This window comes from Alsobacter soli (genome assembly GCF_003004785.1).
Lineage (GTDB): Bacteria > Pseudomonadota > Alphaproteobacteria > Rhizobiales > Beijerinckiaceae > Alsobacter > Alsobacter soli.
Genome location: NZ_PVZS01000014.1, coordinates 77,437 through 92,657 on the forward strand (window position 1 = coordinate 77,437; position 15,221 = coordinate 92,657).

The following is a 15,221-nucleotide window of genomic DNA, read 5'->3' on the forward strand; positions in this document are numbered from 1 at the left end:
CCGGGCCGCCGTTCAGAGGAGATACTGGTCCGCGATGACGGACCCGAGCTTGGTGTTGTCGGCGATGAAGCCCGAGATGAACTCGTGCAGCCCGCTGCGGAACACGTCCTCAATGCGGGTGTTCTCCAGCCTGGTCAGGACGTTGCGGCTGAACCGCTGGGACACGCCCTGCCGTCCGTAGGCGGAGCCGATGTCGTCCAGGAAGCGCACGATGTTCTCGTAGGACGACGCCAGGGAGCGGGGCATCTGCCGGTTCAGGATCAGCAGGTCGGCCACGAGCCACGGCTGGAGACTCTGCCGGTAGACCCAGTGGTAGGCCGTCAGGGCGGAGACCTCACGCAGGACGGTGGACCACTGAAAGTAGTCCAGGCTGCCGCCGATGCGTTCGTTCTCCGGCAGGAGGACGTGGTATTTCACGTCCAGGATGCGGGCCGTGTTGTCGGCGCGCTCGATGTAGACGCCGAGCCGCGAAAACCAGTACGCGTCGTTGCGCAGCATGGTGCGGTAGGCGGATCCGTCGAAGGCGAGCGAGGCGGATTTCACCCACTCCAGGAAGCGGGCGAACTCCTCGCGGGTCATGTTTTTCGGCTCGTAGCGCCCCAACTCCAGATATGCGCCGTTGATGGCCTCCCACATCTCGCCGGTGAGGGCGGTGCGCACGGCGCGGGCGTTGGAGCGCGCCCGCTCGAAGCAGGTGCGGATGGAGGAGGGGTTCTCCGGGCTGAAGGCCAGGAACTCCGTGACGTTGCGCTCCGTGGGCTTGTCATAGAGGGCCGCGAAGCCCTCGGCGGCCCCGGCGGTGAGCAGCACGCTCTCCCACTCGTTGCCCGCGCCGCCATAGGCCGCCGGCAGGGTGGCGAGGCGGGCGGTCGCGTCCAGGATGCGGGCCAGGAACTCGGCCCGCTCCATGTAGCGCGAGATCCAGTAGAGGTTGTCGGCGGTCCGGCTAAGCATCGAGCACCCAGGTATCTTTCGTTCCGCCGCCCTGGCTGGAATTGACCACCAGGGACCCGTCCTTCAGCGCCACGCGGGTCAGGCCGCCGGGGACGATCCGGATCCGGTCGGAGCCGGTGAGCACGAACGGGCGCAGGTCGACGTGCCGGGGCGCCACTCCCGAGGCCACGAAGGTGGGGCAGGTCGAGAGCGCCAAAGTGGGCTGGGCGATGAACCCGTCGGGCGCCGTTTTCAGCTTGCGGCGGAAGTCTTCGATCTGCTGCCTCGTGGCGTGCGGGCCCACAAGCATGCCGTAGCCGCCGGAGCCGTTGACCTCCTTGACCACCAGTTCAGGCAAGTGGTCGAGCACGTAGGACAGGGCGTCCTTCTCGCGGCAGCGCCAGGTGGGGACGTTGTTGAGGATAGGGTCCTTGCCGCTGAAAAAGCGGACGATCTCCGGCATGTAGCTATAGACCGCCTTGTCGTCGGCCACGCCCGTCCCGATGGCGTTGCACAGGGTGACGTTGCCGGCCTGGTAGGCGCTGACGACGCCGGGGACGCCGAGCACCGAATCGGGCCGGAAGGCAAGGGGATCGAGGAAGTCGTCGTCGATGCGCCGGTAGATCACGTCGACGCGCTTCGGTCCTTCCGTGGTGCGCATGTAGACGACGTCGTCGCGCACGAAGAGGTCCGAGCCCTCGACCAGCTCGATGCCGAGCTTGTCCGCCAGGAAGGAGTGCTCGTAGAACGCCGAGTTGTACTGGCCCGGGGTGAGGAGCACGCAGACGGGATCGCTCCCGGCCGTCCTGGGCGCCACGGAGCGCAGGGTGGCGAGCAACGAGTCGGGATAGTTTTCGACGGGGGCGACCCGGTTGTCGGAGAACAGCTCCGGGAACAGCCGCATCATCACCTCCCGGTTCTCCAGCATGTAGGAGACCCCGGACGGGGTGCGGCAGTTGTCCTCCAGCACGTGGAAGTCGTCGGGTCCGGTGCGGACGATGTCGATTCCGGCGATGTGGCAATAGATGCCGTGCGGCACGGCGCGGCCGGCCATTTCCGGCCGGAAGCCGGCGTTCCGGTAGATGAGATCCTCCGGGATGACGCCCGCCTTCAGGCATTCGCGCGGGCCGTAGAGATCGGCCAGGAAGGCGTTCAGCGCGCTGACGCGCTGGACGAGGCCCTCTTCGAGGCGCGTCCACTCTGGCTTCGTGAGCACCCTGGGGATGATGTCGAACGGAATGAGGCGCTCGGTCGACTCCGCGTCCCCGTAGACGGCGAAGGTGATCCCGATGCGGCGAAAGAAGAGCTCCGCCTGGCTGCGCCGAAGCGCCAGATGGTCCGCCGGGGCGGTGTCGAGCCAGCGCTTCAGCGCGGCGTAGGCCTCCCGGATTTCGCCTTCCGCGCCGTTCATCTCATCGAACGCCGACGCCATGTGCATCCCTCTCCAGGCCGCGTCCCATGACGCTGACACAACGTGCGATCAACCGCAAAGGTCATGCCAGCGCTGCTTTAGAAGCACGCGCGGGAATGGGCGATGCTTGTGCCTGCTTCTTGGGCAGAACAGGTCATTTTGGGTGAAATGTGAGCTGACAGCGGGGGCTTATGGCGCCAGTTGGCCTGGCGACTGAATCGTCGCGGCAAGCGCGGCGCGTCCGTTGGCCTTCATGCTTGTGGCCGGGATCCACGCCCTGCACGCCGCCGTGGATGGCCGGGACGAGCCCGGCCATGACGGCGGGGCCGCTTCAGCCCTGCGCGCCTGGATTGCTTCGCTGCGCTCGCCATGACGGAGAGGTCAGATCAGCCGGAGCCCACGCAGGCTCGAGTGGCCGTTGCGGCCGACGATGATGTGGTCGTGCACGACGACGCCAAGGGGCTTGGCGATGTCGGCGATCTCGCGGGTCATGCGGACGTCTGCTTCGGAGGGCGTGGGGTCGCCGCTGGGATGATTGTGGACCAGGATGATGGCGGAGGCGGAAAGCTCCAGGGCGCGCTTCATGACCTCACGCGGGTAGACGGGCGTGTGGTCGACCGTGCCGGTCTGCTGCACCTCGTCGGCCAGGAGGCCGTTGCGCTTGTCGAGGAACAGGATGCGGAACTGCTCTTTCTCGGCGAAGGCCATGGCGGCGCGGCAATAGTCGATCACCGCTGACCACGAGCCCAGCTGTACGCGCTTGCCGACGGCGCCCTTGGCGAGCTCGTGGCCTGCGGCCTCCACGATCTTGAAATCCAGGGCGGTTGACTCGCCCACGCCCTCGACCTCGCGCAGGCGCGCGATGGGGGCGCCCAGCACTTCGGCCACCGAGCCGAAGCGGGCGATCAGATCCTTGGCGAGCGGCTTCACGTCCCGCTGGGGAATCGAGCGGAAGAGGATGAGCTCCAGGAATTCGTAGTCCGCGAGACCCGCGCGGCCTGCGCGCGCGAAGCGGTCCTTCAACCTAGAGCGGTGGCCGCGGCGATGATCCTCCCCGGAAGCGTCCTTGCCGGGGAGATCATCGCTGCTCATGGGGGCCTCAGGCGATCTTGTGGGGCGGCTGATCCCAGCCCTTGGGCGAGAGCGTGAAGATCTCGCAGCCGGTCTCGGTGACGCCGACCGTGTGCTCGAACTGGGCCGAAAGCGAACGGTCGCGGGTGACGGCCGTCCAGCCGTCGCCGAGAACCTTCACGTGGGGCCTGCCGAGATTGATCATGGGCTCAATGGTGAAGAACATGCCGGCCTTCAGCGGCACGCCTTCGCCGCGGCGGCCATAGTGCAGAATGTTCGGCTCGTCGTGGAAGAGGCGGCCGAGGCCGTGCCCACAGAAATCGCGCACCACGGAGCAGCGCTCCGCCTCGGCGAACTCCTGGATGGCGGCGCCAATGTCGCCGGTGGTGGCGCCAGGCTTCACCTGGGCGACGCCGATCATCAGCGCCTCATAGGTGACCTCGACGAGGCGAGCGGCGCGGCGGGGCGTCTCGCCCACGCAGTACATGCGGCTCGAATCGCCGTGCCAGCCGTCGACCACCAGGGTGACGTCGATGTTGACGATGTCGCCCTCGCGCAGCGGCTTCTCGTTGGGGATGCCGTGGCAGACCACGTGGTTGATGGAGGTGCAGATGCCCTTGCGGAAGCCGCGGTAGAACAGCGGGGCCGGATAGGCGCCGTTGTCCATGGCGAACTCGAAAATGAGCTTGTCCAGGCTCTCGGTGGTGACGCCCGGCTGGACAGCGGGGACCAGAAGGTCGAGCGCCTCGGCGGTGAGCCGGCCGGCCTTGCGCATGCCCTCGAAGGCCTCGGGGCCGTGGATCTTGATTTCGCCGGTCTTTCGGCCGGCCGCGACGGACGCGTCGACGAATGTCATGTCGGACTCGGGATGGCGGGCGCGGGCGCCCAGCGGTACGGGATGAGTTGCTCTTCACATGGGCCAAAGCGGGGCGCGGCGCAAGATCCGCCCCCAGCTTTGGTAGCCTGCGGACTTCCTTTCCGGATCGTAAACCGGTAGTCCTCTCCGCCACGATGAAGGACACCCGAACCCTTTCGCCGTCCGAGGCGGGCGCCTATGGCGCCTTCGACCCGGCGGGCGTGCCCAAGCGGCTGATCGACATGACGCGGCGCATGCCGCGCAACTGGGCCGGCCGGCGCGCCGCCTTCGCGCTGCGGCAGATCGCGATCTGGATGCTGCGCGGGCGGCCCGTGGACGTGCAGTCGCTCGGCGCGCGCATGCGGCTCTATCCCTATAACAACGTCTGCGAAAAGCGGCTGCTGTTCACGCCGCAGTTCTTCGATCCGGACGAGCGCGCCTACCTGGCGGAGCGGATCCACGAGGGCTTCACCTTCGTGGACGTGGGCTCCAACGTGGGCGGCTACGCGCTGTTCGTGGCCGGGCTCGCCGGCCCGACCGGGCGCGTGCTGGCCGTGGAGCCGCAGCCGAACGTGTTCGAGCGGCTCGTGTACAACATCCGCCAGAATCCGTTCGGCACCGTGAAGGCGGTGGACTGCGCCGTCGCCGACAAGGCGGGCGAGGTGACGCTGTTCGTGGACCCGAACAACCACGGCGAATCGAGCGTCAAGATCGTCGGCTTCGGCGAGGGCAACGCCATCAAGGTGCCGGCCGTGACGCTACAGCAGCTGCTGGGCGACCAGCGGCTCGACCATGTGGACGCCATCAAGCTGGACGTGGAAGGCGCCGAGGACCTGATCCTGGAGCCCTTCCTGCGCACGGCGCCGGAAAGCCTGTGGCCCCAGACCTTCATCATCGAGAACGGCGTGGGCCGATGGCAGATCGACCTGCCGGCCCTGCTGGCCTCGAAGGGCTACAAGCTGGTGAAGCGGACGCGGGTGAACCTGATCTTCGACCGGGAGTGAGGGAGCAGCCGAATTGCGGCAAGCGCCGCAAGCGGCCGTGAATTGCTTCGCTGCGCTCGCAATGACGGCAGGGCCGTTCAGCCCCGGATCGCCACCGGGCGGTCCAGGACGATCTCCTCCGGCGTGATGCGGCAGGCGTAGGCCAGGGCCTCGACGCCGCGCTCGCGGGCGCGCAGGAAGGCGGCGGCGTAGGTTGGGTCGATGTCGCGGGCGAGGTCGAACCGGTCGGCGGCCATCTGGACCACGAACAGCATCACGGCCCGGCTGCCGGCCTCGGCCATGTCGCCCAGCTCCTCCAGGTGCTTCGCGCCGCGGGCCGTGACGCAGTCCGGGAACTCGGCCAGGCCGGGCTCGCGCATGAGGTGGACGTTCTTCACCTCCACGTAGCAGGGCGGGCGGCCGTCGCCGTTCAGCAGCAGGTCGATGCGGCTGTTGCGGCCGTATTTCACCTCGCGGGTGAGGCGCCCGTAGCCGGCCAGTTCAGGGACGAGCCCGGCGGCGACCGCCTCGGCGGCGATCAGGTTGGGGTGGCTCGTGTTGATGCCGACCAGCTCCGGCCCACGGCCGAATTCCGCCTCCACCAGCTCCCACGAATGGCTCAGCTTGCGGGCGGGGTTGCCCGACCGCGACAGCCACACGCGTGAGCCTGGGGCGGCCAGGCCCAGCATGGCGCCCGGATTGGCGCAGTGGACGGTCATCTCCGTCCCGTCTTCCAGGATCACGTCGGCCAGGAAGCGCTTGTAGCGGCGGACGAGGCGGGCGGGGATGAGCGGGGCAGGGAAGCGCATGCGCGGTGATTACAGGCCCCTCATGTCGTGTTGCAAGGCAGGGTTCCCTTGAGCCTTGGCCCGTGGCGCGATACATGCGCTCAACGCCGGAGCGCCCGCCATGTCCGAGACCGATGCCCCCGTCACAGCCGCCGTCCTGGTGATCGGCGACGAGATCCTGTCCGGGCGGACCAAGGACAAGAACATCGGCTACATCGCCGACTACCTCACCGCCATGGGCATCGACCTGCGCGAGGTGCGCATCGTGCCGGACGAGGAGGACGAGATCGTCGCGGCGGTGAACGCGCTTCGCGCCCGCTACACCTACCTGTTCACCACGGGCGGCATCGGCCCGACCCACGACGACATCACGGCGGATTGCGTCGCCAAGGCCTTCGAGGTCGGCATCTCGCATGACGAGCGCGCCGTCGCGATGCTGCGCACCCGCTACGAGAACCCGGCCGACCTGAACGAGGCGCGGCTGCGGATGGCGCGGATTCCGCACGGGGCGGACCTGATCGAGAACCCCATCTCCAAGGCTCCGGGCTTCCGCATCGGCAACGTCCACGTGATGGCCGGCGTGCCTTCCATCATGCAGGCCATGATGGACAATATCGGCCCCACGCTGAAAGGCGGGAGGACCATGCTGTCCGTCTCCATCGACGCACAGGGGACGCCCGAGGGCGCCTATGCGTCCGGACTCGGGGCCATCCAGAAGGCGCACCCGGGCGTGATCATCGGGTCCTACCCGAACTTCACCGGCAAGACCTTCAACAACCAGATCGTGGTGCGCTCGCGGGACGAGGCGCTCCTCGCCGCCGCAAAGGCGGCCGTCGAGGCGTTGATCGCGGAGCTCGTGGCCGCGCGCCCCGCGCCCGTTCCGTGAGCAGGACGCTCAAGCCCGCCGTCATCCCCGGCCGGAGCCGCGCAGCGGCGAAGGGGAAGGGGATCCAGGGGGCTCGGCAGCAGCCTCCTGGATCCCCTTCCCGCGCCTTCGGCGCGCCGGGGATGACGGCGGAGAATGTCGCTACGGCTCGCTTGGTCGAGCCGCGTTGATCAGCACAAAGGGCCCCCCATGTCGCAGCCGCAGCCGAAAGCCTTTCCGGTCTCCTGGGACCAGTTCCATCGCGACGCCCGGGCGCTGGCGTGGCGCCTCGCGGGCGCCGGGACGTTCGAGGCCATCGTGTGCATCACCCGTGGCGGACTGGTGCCGGCGGCGATCGTGTCGCGCGAGCTCGGCATCCGGGTGATCGAATCGGTGTGCGTGGCGAGCTACCACGACTATACCTCCCAGGGTGAGCTGCGGGTGCTCAAGGGCATCGCGCCGGAAGTCGCGCGCCTCGGCGGCGAGGGCGGCAAGGGCGTGCTGGTGGTCGACGACCTGGTCGACACGGGCAAGACCGCGAAGGTGGTGCGCGAGATGCTGCCCGACGCGCATTTCGCCACCGTGTACGCCAAGCCGCTGGGACGCCCGCTGGTCGACACCTTCGTGACGGAGGTGTCCCAGGATACCTGGATCTACTTCCCGTGGGACATGGGCCTCGCCTACCAGGCGCCCATCGCGGAGAACCACCGCGGCTGACCCGGCGCCTGCGCGGCTCCCCACAGGCTTGTGCGGGAGTTCGTTCAGATCCGACTTTCGTCCAATCCAGAAAGTGCTAGCGTGGCCTCATCCGAAAACGGATCGGCCCCCGCGTGACGTCTTTCAATCCGGCTTCCACCCGCGTGACGCTTTTCCGCGCGTTCCTGGACGCGGCCGACCTGATTGGCCGCGACAAGCTGATCCTGGAGGATCCGGAGCGGAGCCCGCTCTCCTACGCCCGGCTGACCCTGGCCGCCTTCGTGATCGGGCAGCGCCTGGCGTCGGAGACGCGCCGGGGCGAGGCGGTAGGGGTGCTCCTGCCGAACGTGAACGCGGCCGCCATCACGCTGCTGGGCCTCAACGCCTATGGACGCGTGGCCGCGCTGCTCAACTTCACGGCGGGGCTCGCGAACCTGCGTTCCGCTGTGAGCACGGTCGAGATCGAGACGGTTGTGACATCGCGGCGCTTCGTCGAGAGCGGCCGCCTGGAGGAGATCGTCGCCGGCCTGGCCGAGCCGGAGGAGGGCGGCAGGGCCGTTCGGTTTCTCTACCTCGAGGACCTGCGCGAGCAGGTGAATTCCCTCGACAAGTTCAAGGCCGTCCTGCGCTCCTGGGCGCCGCGCGTGGCCCATGCGCGCCATGCGCTCTCGCCGGACGAGGCCGCGGTCGTGCTGTTCACGTCCGGCTCCGAGGGCAAGCCCAAGGCGGTGATGCTCACGAGCGCCAACCTGATCGCGAACGTGCGCCAGGTGGAGGCGCATATCGGCTCGCCGCCGCTCATCCCCTCGCAGGTGATGCTGAACCCGCTCCCGATCTTTCACAGCTACGGGCTGACCGCGGGGCTCCTCCTGCCGCTGCTCACCGGCATGCGCGCGGTTCTCTACCCGAGCCCGCTGCACTACCGGCAGGTGCCCAAGATGGCCAAGGCGACCGGCGCGACCATCCTGGTCGGCACGGATACCTTCCTGCAGGGCTGGGCGAAGGCGGCGGAGCCCGGGGACCTCGACAGCATCGACATCGTGGTCGCGGGGGCCGAGCGCGTCCGGGATGCGACCAGGGAGATGTGGCGCAGGTCGTCCACGATCATCCTGGAAGGCTATGGCGCCACCGAGTGCTCGCCCGTGATCGCCGTGAACCAGACATTCGACAATCGCGACGGCACCGTGGGGCGCTTCCTGCCCGGCATCGAGCACCGCCTCGAGCCGGTCGAGGGCCTGCACGAGGGCGGCCGCCTCGTGGTGCGCGGTCCCAACGTGATGGCGGGCTACATCCTGCCGGACCGGCCTGGCGTGCTGGTCCCGCCCGAAGGCGGCTGGCACGACACTGGCGACATCGTCACCGTGGACGCGGACGGCTTCGTGCGGATCCAGGGCCGGGCCCGGCGCTTCGCCAAGATCGGCGGCGAAATGGTGTCGCTGGCGGCCATTGAGACGCTGGCCTCGGCGCTGTGGCCGGGGGCCACCCATGTCGCCGTCAGCCTGCCTGACCCGCGCAAGGGCGAGCAGATCGTGCTCGTCACTGACCGGCCTGAGGCGGACCGGGGCGAGCTGCTGGCCTATGCGCAGGCGCAGCACTATCCGGAGCTGTGGGTTCCCAGGGCCGTGCTGGTGACCGGTGCGATCCCGGTGCTGGGGTCCGGCAAGATCGACTTCGCCGGCACCCTGGAGATGGCGAAGCGGCTGCGGCCCATGTTGTAAAGGTTTCGGCCGTCTTTGCGAGGAGCGGAGCGACGAAGCGATCCAGGAATGGCGGCCAGTCCCCCTGGATTGCTCCGCTACGCTCGCAATGACGGGTTGAGGTTGTTTGCGAGACTGACCTCCGTCACGCCCGCGCCAGAACATCCTCCACCCAGGCAGGCACGACCTCGCGTCGGCGATTTCGGCCGATGGCGCGGAAGCGCTGGCGCGCTGGTGGCCCCGGTCGGACTCGAACCGACACTGTAGCGATTTTAAGTCGCCTGTCTCTGCCGTTGGACTACGGGGCCAGCCGCGCGGCGCCGCTTGTTTGCCGGGCGGCGCGGCGGAATGCAATGGGCGTCAGTCGGCCTCCGGCTTCCAGCCGTAGAGCCAGTCGTAGCGGTCGATCAGGCGCGTACCGGAGAGACGGCCCAGGACGACGTTGCGGACCAACCCGAAGGGGCCGGACAGGTGATAGTTCGTGGCGTTGGCGCGCGATGCGGCCTGGACGCGCTTCGCCCGGGGGCGGCGCCTGGCCTCGTAGGCGCGCAGGGCGCCGGGGACGTCGCCCGGCGTGCGCGCCAGTTCCCGGGAAAGAACGGCGACGTCCTCGATGGCGAGCGCGCCGCCTTGCGCCAAGAGCGGCAGCACGGGGTGGGCGGCGTCGCCCAGCAGCACGACGCGGCCGCTGGTCCAGGTTTCGCGCGGCCCGCGGTCGAACAGTGACCAGACGAGCCATTGGTCCATGCGCGACAGCAGGCCGCTGAGCTCGGGCGCCCAGTTGCGGAAGCGGCGGCGCTGGGTCTCGGCGTCGCCGGGACGCGACCAGCCGCGCTCGGCCTCGCGGTCCTTCATGATCGCGACCACGTTGACCACCTGGCCGCCGCGGATCGGGTAGTGGACGATGTGGGCGCCCGGGCCGAGCCAGAGACCGGTCTCGGGCTTCTGGAAGAGGGGCGGGACATCGCCGACCGGGATCGTGGCACGCCAGGCGACGTAGCCGGTGAAGTCCGCCTCCGTGTGGTCGCCGATGGCGGCGGCGACACGCGACCAGAGGCCGTCGGCGCCGATCAGCAGGGCGCCGCGCGCGGTCTCGGGGCCGCTGGCCGTCTCGACCGCCACGGTGACGCCATCGCCCTCCGTGTCGACGCTGGAGACGGTGCGGCCGAACTGCAGCCGCACGTTGGGCAGGCCGCGCACGGCGTCCAGGAGGATGGTCTGCAGGTCGGCGCGGTGCACGACATAATATGGAGCGCCGTAACGCTGGCGCATGGCGTCGGCGAGGGGCATCTCGGCCAGCGTGCGGCCGCTTTCGCCATTGCGGATGACGAGGCGCTTAGGCTCGCCGGCGGCGCGGGAGAGGGCAGGGCCGAGGCCGAGATCGATCAGCAGGCGCGACGCGTTCGGCGAGAGCTGGATGCCGGCGCCCACCTCTTCGACCTTCGTTCGCCGTTCCAGGACGGTCACGGGACGCCCGGTCCGGCCCAGCGCGAGCGCCGCCGTCAGGCCGCCGATGCCGGCGCCGGCGATCAGCACGGTCTGGTCGCCGCTGTCAGGTGAGGTCATGGGCGCGGGTCCGTGGGGGACCTTGGGGATGCGGAGCCGGCGGGGGCCGGCGCGCGATCAGGCGGCCTTGGGGGTTTCGTAGGCGCAGCCAGGCGGGACAGTCTCGGAGCCGTGCAGGCTCGGGTCGTACTTGAACAGGGTCGAGCAGTAGCCGCAGATGATCTCGTTGTCGTCGCCCATGTCCAGGAACACGTGCGGATGGTCGAAGGGCGGGTTGGCGCCGATGCACATGAGTTCCTTCGCGCCGATGCGGATCGACGGCGCGCCGATGTCATTCTGGAAATGAGGAACGCCGACGTCGGCCATGGTGCTGCTCCAAACCTGCGCCGCCCAGCCGGGGCGGGTGGAATTGCGGCGCACCATAATGAGTTGGGGCGGCGTTCGCTAGTGGCCTAAGGTCGCCGCCGCGCGCCCGCGCGGGTTGCGACCGCGCTGCGTGTTCGCCTAATGTCCCGGCCCAGCCAAGACCCGGAGCCTCCATGCAGTTCTTCGATTCCGCCGGCGTGCGCATCGCCTACCTGGATTCCCCGCCGGAGGAGGGCGCGGCCGAGCCGATCGTGCTGGTGCACGGCTTCGCCTCCAACCACGCGGTGAACTGGGTCAACACGCTCTGGGTGAAGAGCCTGAACCGGGCCGGGCGGCGGGTGATTGCGCTGGACAACCGCGGGCACGGCCAGAGCGAGAAGCTGTACGACCCAGAGGCCTACAGCTCCGACACGATGGCGGAGGACGTGCGCCGGCTCATGGATCACCTCGGGATCGAGCGCGCCGACGTGATGGGCTACTCCATGGGCGCCAGGATCACGGCGCATCTCGCCCTTGCGCATCCGCACCGGGTGCGCTCGGCCCTGCTGGGCGGGCTCGGCATCCACCTGGTGGAGGGCGTGGGCCTGCCGCTCGGCATCGCGGACGCCATGGAGGCGCCGTCGGTGGACGGGCTCACCGATCCCATGCAGCGCATGTTCCGCGCCTTCGCGGAGCAGACGAAGAGCGACCTCAAGGCGCTGGCCGCCTGCATCCGCGGCTCGCGCCAGACGCTGACGCCGGCGCAGGTTGGGGCGATCCGGCTGCCGGTGCTGGTGTCGGTCGGCACCAAGGACGACGTGGCGGGCGACCCGCACGGGCTCGCGGACCTTATCCCGGGCGCGGAGGCTTTCGACATTCCCGGGCGCGACCACAACCTCGCTGTCGGGGACCGGCATCACAAGGAGAAGGTGATCGCCTTCCTGGAGCGCCGGCCCTGATGGGCGAGCGGCGGATCCTCACCGGCGCGGACGACAACGCCCTGGTGGCGACCGCGTTCGTGGGCGGGCGGACGCCCGTGCTGCTGCTGCACGGCGGCGGGCAGACGCGCCACGCCTTCGAGGACGCGGCCGAACGGATCGGCGAGGCCGGATTCGCGGCCTTCGCGGTGGACCAGCGGGGCCACGGCGAGAGCGCGTGGCCGGCCAACGGCGGCTACGCCTTCGCGGACTACGCCCGCGACGTGGCGCGACTGTCCGACCAGCTCGAGGCGGAGTTCGGCCGCCGCCCCGTGGCCGTGGGCGCCTCCCTGGGGGGAATCGCGTCGCTCTACGCGCTGGGCGTGGAGCCGCACGTGCTGGAAGGCCTCGTGCTGGTCGACGTGACGCCGCGCATGGATCCGGGCGGCGTGAAGGCCGTGATCGGGTTCATGGCGGAACGGGCGGAGGAGGGCTTCGCCACGATCGAGGAGGCGGCGGACGCCATCGCGGCCTACCTGCCGCACCGGCAACGGCCCTCGTCGCTGGCCGGGCTGCGGAAGAACCTGCGGCAGGGCGAGGACGGACGCTGGCGCTGGCATTGGGACCCCCGCTTCATCACCGGCCCGCGCTCGGTCAACGCGGACGAGCAGGCGACGGAGCGCGCGCTTCTCGCGGCGTCGTCGCGCCTCGCCATCCCCACGCTACTGGTGCGCGGGCGCTCGAGCGAGCTCGTCACGGAAGAGCACGCGCGCGAATTCATGGCCCTGGCGCCGCAGGCCGAATACGTCGATATCGCTGGCGCGCGGCACATGGTGGCGGGCGATCGCAACGACGTGTTCACCGACGCGATCATCGCGTTCTTGCGCCGAAGGTTCGGCGGCGGCGCGGCTGCGGCCTAGGAAGCACAGACACTTACGCGCGTTCGCTGAGACGGCGAGTGGGGCCGCTCACATTCTGATTCAAGGCCACGTCGCAGCATGGCTGCTGCGCGGCGCTTGGCGAGACGCACGCGCGTCCCTAGGTGTGTGCTATGGTCGGTGCAAGCCGCGGCGCACGGGCGCGCCCGCGGCTCCCTTTTTGGCGGAGGCCGCATGTCCGCGCATGGATTTTCTCAGGGCGTAGTCCGCAGCCCGCGCATCGACCGGGTCGATCCCGTGTGGAGCCGCATCCGCGAGGAGGCGGACGAGATCGTGCGGCGCGAGCCGACGCTGGCGAGCTTCGTCGTCAGCACGGTCGTGAACCACGACACGCTCGAATCGGCGGTCGTCCACCGCATCGCCGCCCGGCTGCATCATTCGGCCGTGTCCAGCGAGCTGATCGCGCAGACCTACATGGACGTGATCCACCACGACCCGTCGATCGCGGAGGCGTTTCGGGCCGACATCATGGCGGTGGCGGACCGCGATCCCGCCTGCCAGCGCTTCATCGAGCCGGTGCTCTACTTCAAGGGCTTCCACGCCATCCAGACGCACCGCCTGGCGCACGCCCTGTGGGAGGCGGGCCGCAAGGACCTGGCGCTTTATCTCCAGAGCCGCGCCTCGGAGGTGTTCCAGACGGACGTGCACCCGGCCGCGCGCATGGGGCGCGGCATCTTCCTGGACCACGCGACCGGGCTCGTGGTCGGCATGACGGCGCTGATCGAGGACAACGTCTCGATGCTGCAGGACGTCACGCTCGGCGGCACCGGGAAGGAGCGGGGCGACCGGCATCCCAAGGTGCGCCAGGGCGTCCTGATCGGCGCTGGCGCCAAGATCCTGGGCAACATCGAGATCGGCCAGTGCGCCCGCGTGGCGGCGGGCTCCGTGGTGCTGAAGCCGGTGCCGCGCAACACCACCGTGGCCGGCATTCCGGCCCAGGTGGTCGGCAGCGCCGGCTGCGCCGAGCCCGCGCGCAGCATGGACCAGCTGCTCGCCGACAAGATGTCGGCGGACAAGCCGGAGGCCTGACGCACCCTGCACCGCCCTGGCGGGGTTGCGGATGCGGACGGAGCATGGCAAGTCCGTGCCCTCGCCAGGCGGCCTCGCGCCGCTTCGTTCGCGCCGCCGCTGGCGGCGCATTGAACTTTTTGGATGTCGCAGCGTCTTGTTCCGGGTCGGCCCGGAGTCGCGCCGGCGCCGTCACTCAGAGGTTGGATCCATGGACAAAACCGAGCTGGCCAAGCTGCAGGACTATTTCCGCCGGCTATTCAACAACAACAGCATCAAGGTGGTCGCCCGTCCGCGGAAGACCGACTCGGCCGAGGTCATGATCGGCGACGAGTTCGTGGGCATCATCTCCCTGGACGATGAGGACGGCGACCGTTCCTACGCGTTCAACATGTCCATCCTGGACGTGGACCTGGAAGGCTGAGGCTTCCGGGCCGGGCTCCTCTTCAGCCCAGCATCTTGTCGACGAGGTGGCGCAGGCGTTCGTCGATCGCCTCCCACTGGTCCAGCAGGCGCGCATCCATCCGCAACTGCACATCGAGGCCATCCCGGCGGAACTGGGCGATGCACATGTGCGGCAGGCTATCCGGGGAAGGCCGGGCCAATTCGCATCGCGCCGCAAAGCGGCGGCCGTCCGGCGGCGCGATGAACAGCACCTCGCCTTCGTAAGGCGATCGCGCGCGGAAACTGCGCCGAATCAGGCCCGCGGGCCCGTCTTCGACTCCGCTTTCCAGGTAACGCCCGTAAAGCTGGGCGGGCAGGGCGCTGGGGTCGAGGCCGTCGTCGGCGGCCAGGATCGTCACCAGCAGCACGTCCTTCAGCGCGAAAGCGTCCGCGCCTGCATCGGACGGAGACGGGGGCTTGGACGCCTCCAGGCCTGGCCATGAGAGCGCCAGGTCCAAACGTCCGGCCTGCCCGTCCCGGCGCTGCGCCGGATTGCGCACCAGCGTCGAGTTCACGCTCAGGGTGGCGGGGCCGATGCCGACGCTGAGCAACCGGGGCGGCTCCGGCTTGGCTGACGAGATGAGGAACGCGGCTGAACCCGCCAGCAAGCCGCCTGCCAGCACCAGGGCTGCGGCCCGAAGGCTGTGCCCGGGGGCGACCTGGGGCGCCGCAACAGCCTGCGGGGCTGCGGCCTTGCGTCCGAAGGCGACGGTTTCAGCGATCGAACTCGAGGCTGGCATGGAACGCGCGATCTCCCGCTCAT

16 protein-coding genes and 1 tRNA gene are annotated in these 15,221 nt (G+C 69.3%); 8 read left to right on the forward strand and 9 right to left on the reverse strand.

What is annotated here, in order from left to right; genetic code table 11:
- Positions 1 to 12: 12 nt before the first annotated feature.
- The 4 genes from SLNSH_RS14190 to map form a co-directional block, all read right to left on the reverse strand.
- Complete coding sequence (locus tag SLNSH_RS14190) at positions 13 to 954, reverse strand: alpha-E domain-containing protein (protein WP_106337669.1); 942 nt, start codon at positions 952 to 954, stop codon at positions 13 to 15.
- Positions 947 to 2,365: a circularly permuted type 2 ATP-grasp protein gene (locus SLNSH_RS14195; protein WP_106337724.1), complete on the reverse strand. Its 1,419-nt coding sequence runs from the start codon at positions 2,363 to 2,365 to the stop codon at positions 947 to 949. The genes SLNSH_RS14190 and SLNSH_RS14195 overlap by 8 nt, the downstream gene beginning before the upstream one ends.
- A gap of 360 nt (positions 2,366 to 2,725) precedes the next feature.
- The gene (radC, locus tag SLNSH_RS14200; RefSeq protein WP_106337670.1) at positions 2,726 to 3,436 is read right to left on the reverse strand and encodes a RadC family protein; all 711 of its coding nucleotides are present in this window, start codon (positions 3,434 to 3,436) and stop codon (positions 2,726 to 2,728) included.
- Between the two features lie 7 nt (positions 3,437 to 3,443).
- Positions 3,444 to 4,271 carry a type I methionyl aminopeptidase gene (gene map / locus SLNSH_RS14205; RefSeq protein WP_106337671.1) on the reverse strand — a complete coding sequence of 276 codons (828 nt, stop codon included), beginning with the start codon at positions 4,269 to 4,271 and terminating at the stop codon, positions 3,444 to 3,446.
- A gap of 155 nt (positions 4,272 to 4,426) precedes the next feature.
- On the opposite strand from map, the gene SLNSH_RS14210 reads away from it, so the two are divergent.
- Positions 4,427 to 5,275, forward strand: a complete 849-nt coding sequence (locus tag SLNSH_RS14210; RefSeq protein WP_106337672.1) for an FkbM family methyltransferase — start codon at positions 4,427 to 4,429, stop codon at positions 5,273 to 5,275.
- A gap of 77 nt (positions 5,276 to 5,352) precedes the next feature.
- Here the strand turns inward: SLNSH_RS14210 and sfsA are convergent, their stop codons facing one another.
- Positions 5,353 to 6,063, reverse strand: a complete 711-nt coding sequence (gene sfsA / locus SLNSH_RS14215) for a DNA/RNA nuclease SfsA (protein ID WP_106337673.1) — start codon at positions 6,061 to 6,063, stop codon at positions 5,353 to 5,355.
- Positions 6,064 to 6,163: 100 nt separating this feature from the next.
- Here sfsA and SLNSH_RS14220 point away from each other — a divergent pair, with 100 nt between their 5' ends.
- The 3 genes from SLNSH_RS14220 to SLNSH_RS14230 all read left to right on the forward strand — a co-directional run bounded on the left by SLNSH_RS14220 (position 6,164) and on the right by SLNSH_RS14230 (position 9,321).
- The gene (locus SLNSH_RS14220; RefSeq protein WP_106337674.1) at positions 6,164 to 6,928 is read left to right on the forward strand and encodes a competence/damage-inducible protein A; all 765 of its coding nucleotides are present in this window, start codon (positions 6,164 to 6,166) and stop codon (positions 6,926 to 6,928) included.
- Positions 6,929 to 7,117: 189 nt separating this feature from the next.
- The gene (gpt, locus tag SLNSH_RS14225) at positions 7,118 to 7,624 is read left to right on the forward strand and encodes a xanthine phosphoribosyltransferase (protein ID WP_106337675.1); all 507 of its coding nucleotides are present in this window, start codon (positions 7,118 to 7,120) and stop codon (positions 7,622 to 7,624) included.
- 113 nt (positions 7,625 to 7,737) lie between these two features.
- Positions 7,738 to 9,321 carry an AMP-binding protein gene (locus tag SLNSH_RS14230; protein ID WP_106337676.1) on the forward strand — a complete coding sequence of 528 codons (1,584 nt, stop codon included), beginning with the start codon at positions 7,738 to 7,740 and terminating at the stop codon, positions 9,319 to 9,321.
- 211 nt (positions 9,322 to 9,532) lie between these two features.
- Here the strand turns inward: SLNSH_RS14230 and SLNSH_RS14235 are convergent.
- The 3 genes from SLNSH_RS14235 to SLNSH_RS14245 all read right to left on the reverse strand — a co-directional run bounded on the left by SLNSH_RS14235 (position 9,533) and on the right by SLNSH_RS14245 (position 11,172).
- Positions 9,533 to 9,608, reverse strand: a tRNA-Leu gene (locus SLNSH_RS14235).
- A 52-nt stretch (positions 9,609 to 9,660) separates the two neighbouring features.
- The gene (locus SLNSH_RS14240; protein ID WP_106337677.1) at positions 9,661 to 10,866 is read right to left on the reverse strand and encodes an FAD-dependent monooxygenase; all 1,206 of its coding nucleotides are present in this window, start codon (positions 10,864 to 10,866) and stop codon (positions 9,661 to 9,663) included.
- A gap of 57 nt (positions 10,867 to 10,923) precedes the next feature.
- The gene (locus SLNSH_RS14245) at positions 10,924 to 11,172 is read right to left on the reverse strand and encodes a zinc-finger domain-containing protein (protein WP_106337678.1); all 249 of its coding nucleotides are present in this window, start codon (positions 11,170 to 11,172) and stop codon (positions 10,924 to 10,926) included.
- 173 nt (positions 11,173 to 11,345) lie between these two features.
- On the opposite strand from SLNSH_RS14245, the gene SLNSH_RS14250 reads away from it, so the two are divergent.
- The 4 genes from SLNSH_RS14250 (at position 11,346) to SLNSH_RS14265 (ending at position 14,438) form a co-directional block, all read left to right on the forward strand.
- Positions 11,346 to 12,110: an alpha/beta fold hydrolase gene (locus tag SLNSH_RS14250; protein ID WP_106337679.1), complete on the forward strand. Its 765-nt coding sequence runs from the start codon at positions 11,346 to 11,348 to the stop codon at positions 12,108 to 12,110.
- Positions 12,110 to 12,988, forward strand: a complete 879-nt coding sequence (locus tag SLNSH_RS14255; protein ID WP_106337680.1) for an alpha/beta fold hydrolase — start codon at positions 12,110 to 12,112, stop codon at positions 12,986 to 12,988. The genes SLNSH_RS14250 and SLNSH_RS14255 overlap by 1 nt, the downstream gene beginning before the upstream one ends.
- A gap of 192 nt (positions 12,989 to 13,180) precedes the next feature.
- Positions 13,181 to 14,035, forward strand: coding sequence for a serine O-acetyltransferase (cysE, locus tag SLNSH_RS14260; RefSeq protein ID WP_106337681.1), 855 nt, complete (start codon positions 13,181 to 13,183; stop codon positions 14,033 to 14,035).
- 190 nt (positions 14,036 to 14,225) lie between these two features.
- The gene (locus SLNSH_RS14265; RefSeq protein ID WP_106337682.1) at positions 14,226 to 14,438 is read left to right on the forward strand and encodes a DUF3126 family protein; all 213 of its coding nucleotides are present in this window, start codon (positions 14,226 to 14,228) and stop codon (positions 14,436 to 14,438) included.
- Positions 14,439 to 14,460: 22 nt separating this feature from the next.
- Here SLNSH_RS14265 and SLNSH_RS14270 read toward each other — a convergent pair whose 3' ends face one another.
- Entirely contained in the window at positions 14,461 to 15,198 is a 738-nt protein-coding gene (locus SLNSH_RS14270; protein ID WP_106337683.1) for a hypothetical protein, read from the reverse strand.
- Positions 15,199 to 15,221: the final 23 nt, after the last annotated feature.

What these genes read in the sequence shown, in the direction of transcription:
- SLNSH_RS14190 (WP_106337669.1), bottom strand. Translation starts at nt 954, where the DNA reads ATGCTTAGCCGGACCGCCGACAACCTCTACTGGATCTCGCGCTACATG.
- SLNSH_RS14195 (WP_106337724.1), bottom strand. Translation starts at nt 2,365, where the DNA reads ATGGCGTCGGCGTTCGATGAGATGAACGGCGCGGAAGGCGAAATCCGG.
- radC (WP_106337670.1), bottom strand. Translation starts at nt 3,436, where the DNA reads ATGAGCAGCGATGATCTCCCCGGCAAGGACGCTTCCGGGGAGGATCAT.
- map (WP_106337671.1), bottom strand. Translation starts at nt 4,271, where the DNA reads ATGACATTCGTCGACGCGTCCGTCGCGGCCGGCCGAAAGACCGGCGAA.
- SLNSH_RS14210 (WP_106337672.1), top strand. Translation starts at nt 4,427, where the DNA reads ATGAAGGACACCCGAACCCTTTCGCCGTCCGAGGCGGGCGCCTATGGC.
- sfsA (WP_106337673.1), bottom strand. Translation starts at nt 6,063, where the DNA reads ATGCGCTTCCCTGCCCCGCTCATCCCCGCCCGCCTCGTCCGCCGCTAC.
- SLNSH_RS14220 (WP_106337674.1), top strand. Translation starts at nt 6,164, where the DNA reads ATGTCCGAGACCGATGCCCCCGTCACAGCCGCCGTCCTGGTGATCGGC.
- gpt (WP_106337675.1), top strand. Translation starts at nt 7,118, where the DNA reads ATGTCGCAGCCGCAGCCGAAAGCCTTTCCGGTCTCCTGGGACCAGTTC.
- SLNSH_RS14240 (WP_106337677.1), bottom strand. Translation starts at nt 10,866, where the DNA reads ATGACCTCACCTGACAGCGGCGACCAGACCGTGCTGATCGCCGGCGCC.
- SLNSH_RS14245 (WP_106337678.1), bottom strand. Translation starts at nt 11,172, where the DNA reads ATGGCCGACGTCGGCGTTCCTCATTTCCAGAATGACATCGGCGCGCCG.
- SLNSH_RS14250 (WP_106337679.1), top strand. Translation starts at nt 11,346, where the DNA reads ATGCAGTTCTTCGATTCCGCCGGCGTGCGCATCGCCTACCTGGATTCC.
- SLNSH_RS14255 (WP_106337680.1), top strand. Translation starts at nt 12,110, where the DNA reads ATGGGCGAGCGGCGGATCCTCACCGGCGCGGACGACAACGCCCTGGTG.
- cysE (WP_106337681.1), top strand. Translation starts at nt 13,181, where the DNA reads ATGTCCGCGCATGGATTTTCTCAGGGCGTAGTCCGCAGCCCGCGCATC.
- SLNSH_RS14265 (WP_106337682.1), top strand. Translation starts at nt 14,226, where the DNA reads ATGGACAAAACCGAGCTGGCCAAGCTGCAGGACTATTTCCGCCGGCTA.
- SLNSH_RS14270 (WP_106337683.1), bottom strand. Translation starts at nt 15,198, where the DNA reads ATGCCAGCCTCGAGTTCGATCGCTGAAACCGTCGCCTTCGGACGCAAG.